This window comes from Collinsella aerofaciens (assembly GCF_039752985.1).
GTDB classification, from domain to species: Bacteria; Actinomycetota; Coriobacteriia; order Coriobacteriales; family Coriobacteriaceae; genus Collinsella; species Collinsella aerofaciens_BT.
In genome coordinates this window covers 1-4903 of the sequence record NZ_JBDMHA010000006.1, presented here as the reverse complement: position 1 = coordinate 4903, position 4903 = coordinate 1, and the positions used below count along the sequence as shown (strand labels likewise).

The window sequence follows — 4903 nt, the reverse complement described above, 5'->3', positions numbered from 1 at the left end:
ACATGGTCAAACGCGCCGTCCATACCTCGATTTTAATGGCACTCGTGGGCTTTGTCGTCATCGCTCTGGGCGAGATCTTTGCCGAGCCCATGCTCGCCGCGCTCAACGTTCCCGCCGAGACCATGCCGCTCGCCTCACTCTATCTACGCGTCTTTTTGCTGAGCATGCCCTCGATTTTGCTCTACAACTTTGAGGCCGCGATCTTCCGCTCCGTCGGCATCACCCGCATGCCGCTGCAGGCGCTTGCCGTGTCCACCGTCCTCAACATTGGCCTGGACCTCATCTTTGTCCCCGTACTTCACTGGGGCGTCGCGGGCGTCGCCATCGCCACCGCCATCGCCTACACCGTCAGCGCCGCTACGCTCTTTATCCGCCTGCTCAAGACCGACTCTGTCGTCCGCGTCACCCCGCGTGACTTGGCTATCGACCCCGTCGCCCTCAAGCGCATCGTCAAGATCGGCCTGCCAGCCGGCATCCAAAGCGCCGTCTTTGCCGTAGCCAACATCATCATCCAGTCCGCCATCAACAGCCTGGGCACCGAGCTCATGGCGGCATCGAGCGCCGCCATGAGCTTGGAGTACGTATGCTACAACCTGCTCAACAGCTTTAGCCAGGCGTGCACCACCTTTGTGGGACAAAACCACGGTGCCCGCCAGATCGACCGCTGCACCAAAACGCTCAAGGCCTGCCTGGTCGAAGGCGGTATCGTCGCGCTCACCACGATCATCGTTATTGTCGGCCTGGGGCGCGAGATCTTGTCGCTGTTCAACAGCGATCCCAACATCGTCTCGATCGGCTATATCCGCGTGTGCTCGATCTTCCCGGCGTACGCCTTTAGCATGTTCTACGAAAACATGTCAGGCTACCTGCGCGGCTTTGGCATCTCGCTCACACCCGCCCTCATCACCATGATCTGCGTCTGCGGCATCCGCTTCTACTGGGTGTTCTGCGTGTTCCCGCACTTCCGCACCTTTGCGAACATCATGATGGTCTACCCCATCAGCCTGGGCACCACGGCGTTCTTTATGGTCGTGGCGGTACTACTTTGCCACCCGGCACGCACCTATCGCGCCACCCAAGCCAAAGCGACAGCCCGCTAAACACCGCACTCAACGCCACGACAGTCATTAATTGACAATATGCGAGCTCATATAGTCGATAAAGCGCCTCGTGGCGATAGGCATGGTGTCCCAGCTGCGCCAGGCGGCCACCACGTCGCGCGAGGGGGCATGCACGATGGGCCGCACACGAATATCGGCTCGCATGCCCTCCACAGTACGACGGTAGAGCATGCTCACGCCTAGGCCCTCCTCCACCATCGCCATGATGGTGTAGTCGTCAGTCACCTCGCTCGTCACGTGCGGCGACAGCCCATGCGCCGCAAATGCATCGAGCACCAGGCTCTGTTCGCCCTCATCCAGCAGTACAAACGGCTCGGACGCCAGGTCGGCGAGTGTCACCTTTTCCTTTGCCGTCAGCGGATGCGCGGCCGGCAACAATGCCACCAACTCGTCGTGATAGACCACGCGCTTCTCGAGCCCAGCGGTAAATCCGCGTGCCGTAAAGCAAAAATCAACCACGCCATCGTGCACCCACTGGGCGTTGCGCGTGTAATCGCCCTGCTTGAGGGTAAAGCGTACGCCCGGGTGCAGCGTACCAAAGTCGCGGATCACGCGCGGCAACACGGTTCGACTCACGTTGGTAAACGTCGCGATGCGAATATCAGTCGACGAAAGCCCCAGCAGCTCCTGCCGCTTGCCCTCGAGCTCGAGCTCGGCGGTCACAATCTGGCGCAGGTACGGCAGATATTGTTTACCGTCGCGCGTAAGCGAAACGCCCTGCTTTCCGCGCTCGATAAGCGTGGTGCCCAGCTCGCGCTCGAGCGCCTTGACGGCCTGGCTCACCGCACTTTGCGTATAGCCCAACTCGTCCGCCGCGCCTTTAAGGCTGCCGCGGTCGACCACCATACAAACAATCTGATACCGCGATGCCATCGTGCCTCCACATCAATGCAGCCGTAAAACGTTTTGCCAGCGCTTTTCGCGCCTACTTTAGCGTTTCTTAATCATACTGAAGATACATTCGCTTTACTACATCAACATCTGAGAGCAGAATCCTTTGTGCGAAACCGTTCTGTAACAAAAGGAGTCCCATGGATCGCAAAAAAGCAATCGCGCTCTCATTTTCCGTTCCCGTCGCATGGGGCTTTTCGTATCCCCTCATGAAGATCGGCATGGACAGCATGAACGCCACGAGCATCGTCGCGTTGCGCTGCATCATCGCCTTTGTGGCCTGTCTGCTGCTCTTCCACAAGCGCGCGTTCCGCATCAACCGCGACCTTATGGTTCGTGCCGCTATCATCGGCGCCATTATGGCAACCGAGCTCACCTGCATGTGCTTGGGCTCCAGCCTCACTTCTGCCTCCACTGCCGGCTTTTTGCAGAGCCTGACGGTCGTGATCGTGCCGTTTGCCAACGCCGCCCTGCTGCGCCGCGCCCCCGAGCGCAAGGTGCTCATCGGCACGGCTATCGTCACCTGCGGCATGCTGCTGCTCTCGGGCGCCGACTTTACCAGCCTGAATCCCGGCGCGATCATCATGCTGCTCTCGGCCTTTATCTATGCCAGCCACATTATCGTGGCCAAGCGCTTTGTCGAAGAAGTCGATCCGCTGTCCCTGGGCGTTTGGCAGCTGGGCTTTGGCGGCCTGTTCTCGGGCATTGCCGCATGCGTCTTTGGCGGTTTCGCACTTCCCAGTACGCCCAGCGAGATCGTGGTCGTCGTTGCCCTCGCGCTCATCTGCTCTGCCTACGGCTTTATCACCCAGACGCTCGTGCAGCCCCACGTGCCCGCCGAGACCACCGGTTTCGCCTTCTCGCTCGAGCCGGTCTGCTCCGCCGTCTTTTCGTTCTTCCTGGTCGGCGAGGTCCTGAGCCCCATCGCCTTCTTTGGCGCCGCCCTCATCCTCACCGGCGTCATGGTAGCAACCGTCGAGCTTCCGCGCCTCCGCGCACATGGACAGGCTCGCATGGCAGGAGCGCCCGAGCACGTCTCGTAGACCCCACTCTTCATACAGCCGCGGCATAAAGGCAACCGGTGCGCCTTTACAATAGATGCCAGCAGAGCATCTGACGTAAAGGAGCCCCATGGACGCCGCGACCCGCGACCGCAACATAGCAACTTGGTTGGGCGATGCACCGCAGCCGGTACGTGACACTACGAACCAGCTGCTCGAGCGCATCGCCCTTTTGCGTGCCGAGCAGACTATCTACCCAGCACAAGACGACATCCTCAATGCCCTCGCCTACACGCCGGCCGACCAGGTCAAGGTTGTCATCTTGGGTCAAGACCCCTATCACGGACCCAACCAGGCAATGGGGCTGTCGTTCTCGGTCCCCGCGACGCAAACCAAGTTGCCACCGAGCCTGCGCAACATTTACAAGGAACTCAAAGCCGATCTGGGTTGTCCCATTCCCGCCACGGGAGACCTAACCCCATGGGCACAACAGGGCGTCCTGCTCCTCAACACTACGCTCACCGTGCGCGAGCATGCCGCCAATTCGCACGCCAAACTAGGCTGGAGCGCGCTCACCGACTACGTTATCGAGCGCTGCTGTCAGCTGCCCCAACCGGTAGTCTTTTTGGCATGGGGTCGCTTTGCCCAGCAGATGGTCGAAGGTAAGCTCGTCGCAACCGGTGCGGGCAAGGCAACCGGCAAGTTCTGCCTGGCCTCCACGCACCCCTCGCCGCTTTCGGCCAACCGTGCCACGGCAGAACTCCCCGCCTTTATGGGATCGCGTCCCTTCTCGGCAGCCAATCGGCTACTCGAACAGCACGGCTCGACCCCCGTCAACTGGACTTGCCTCGGCTAAAAATCGATACATCAAAAACGCGCCCGACGGCTTTCCATCGGGCGCGTTTCCTATTCGGGCCAAATAAATTGTGTGCGGCCGGCCTCGCCGCCATCGATCAGCAGACTCTGCCCGGTCATAAACCGGTTGGTCACGCCCACAAAGTAGATCCACTCGGCGATCTCTTGGGCAGTGGCCCAGCGCTTAAGCGGCGTGAGCTCCATAATCTGGTTCCACAGGTGTTCGTCTTCCATCACGCAACGGTTGAGCGGCGTGATAACGCCACCCGGGTCCACACTGTTGGCGATAGCCTGCGGCGCCAGACGGTTTGCAAGGTTCTTGGTGTAGGCGATAACGCCGCCCTTGCTGGCGGCATAGTCGGGAAACTCCGATCCCGTATGCCCGCTCGCCGACCCCACATTGACCACGGATTTGATAGCCGGCGCCGGCTTGGCGGCAAGCCCCTCCCCCGCAAAGGCGTAGCGCTCGGTCACGTTGATGGTGCCATACAGGTTGGCGGCGATGTCGTCAGCCGAATCCTGCGTACCGGCAACGTTCACGATCACCTGGGGTTCAAGATCGTCTGGAAACGCGTCCGGCTTGCGAACATCAACGATCAGATGGCGGTAGCGCTCGTGTTTGATCGCCGCCGGTAGCAAATCAAAGCCCACGACCTCGTGGCCCTCGTCCAAAAATCGTTGCACGCATGCGGCTCCGATACCGCCCGAAGCACCCGTGATCAAAACCCGCATACTTGCTCCTTAGGCGGTTGCGTGGCGCTCGAGGTACTCGGAGCCCACATTCTCGCGCTCCCAGCCGCGCACGACCTTGTAGCCCACGGGGCTCAGGAAAACCTCGCACAGCAGCTCGGCAACAGCGCCGGTCAGCGAGCACATAAGGACCTGCACCCAGGTCCAACCAAAGAACGTGTGGCTCACCACAATGGCAAAGACCAAGTTGTCGATAAACTGGCCAACACCCGTGGACACATAGGAGCGGAAGGCAAAGCTCGCAAAGTTATTCTTTTTGAGCATGCGGCCGAGCGACTGGTTGAG

Annotated in this window: 6 protein-coding genes; 3 read left to right on the top strand and 3 right to left on the bottom strand. The window is 60.4% G+C overall.

The features are described from left to right. On the top strand, window positions 1-1100 hold a 1100-nt coding region (locus ABHR76_RS01520), incomplete at its 5' end, for an MATE family efflux transporter (RefSeq protein WP_346976617.1). A 27-nt stretch (window positions 1101-1127) separates the two neighbouring features. Here ABHR76_RS01520 and ABHR76_RS01515 read toward each other — a convergent pair. Further along, the gene (locus tag ABHR76_RS01515; protein ID WP_346976615.1) at window positions 1128-1994 is read right to left on the bottom strand and encodes a LysR family transcriptional regulator; all 867 of its coding nucleotides are present in this window, start codon (window positions 1992-1994) and stop codon (window positions 1128-1130) included. Between the two features lie 158 nt (window positions 1995-2152). Between ABHR76_RS01515 and ABHR76_RS01510 the strand changes: the two genes are divergently transcribed. Continuing rightward, entirely contained in the window at window positions 2153-3055 is a 903-nt protein-coding gene (locus ABHR76_RS01510; protein ID WP_138375190.1) for a DMT family transporter, read from the top strand. 88 nt (window positions 3056-3143) lie between these two features. After that, window positions 3144-3869, top strand: a complete 726-nt coding sequence (locus ABHR76_RS01505) for a uracil-DNA glycosylase (RefSeq protein WP_138375191.1) — start codon at window positions 3144-3146, stop codon at window positions 3867-3869. 50 nt (window positions 3870-3919) lie between these two features. On the opposite strand, the gene ABHR76_RS01500 is transcribed toward ABHR76_RS01505, so the two are convergent. Together ABHR76_RS01500 and ABHR76_RS01495 are read right to left on the bottom strand one after the other, a co-directional pair. Next, on the bottom strand, window positions 3920-4600 hold the full coding sequence (locus ABHR76_RS01500; RefSeq protein WP_022093973.1) for an SDR family NAD(P)-dependent oxidoreductase: 681 nt from the start codon (window positions 4598-4600) through the stop codon (window positions 3920-3922). Between the two features lie 9 nt (window positions 4601-4609). Further along, on the bottom strand, window positions 4610-4903 hold a 294-nt coding region (locus tag ABHR76_RS01495), incomplete at its 5' end, for a VUT family protein (RefSeq protein ID WP_346976613.1).

Bases quoted from the DNA above. Each gene is read 5' to 3' on its own strand.
- ABHR76_RS01515 (WP_346976615.1), bottom strand. From the start codon at position 1,994: ATGGCATCGCGGTATCAGATTGTTTGTATGGTGGTCGACCGCGGCAGC.
- ABHR76_RS01510 (WP_138375190.1), top strand. From the start codon at position 2,153: ATGGATCGCAAAAAAGCAATCGCGCTCTCATTTTCCGTTCCCGTCGCA.
- ABHR76_RS01505 (WP_138375191.1), top strand. From the start codon at position 3,144: ATGGACGCCGCGACCCGCGACCGCAACATAGCAACTTGGTTGGGCGAT.
- ABHR76_RS01500 (WP_022093973.1), bottom strand. From the start codon at position 4,600: ATGCGGGTTTTGATCACGGGTGCTTCGGGCGGTATCGGAGCCGCATGC.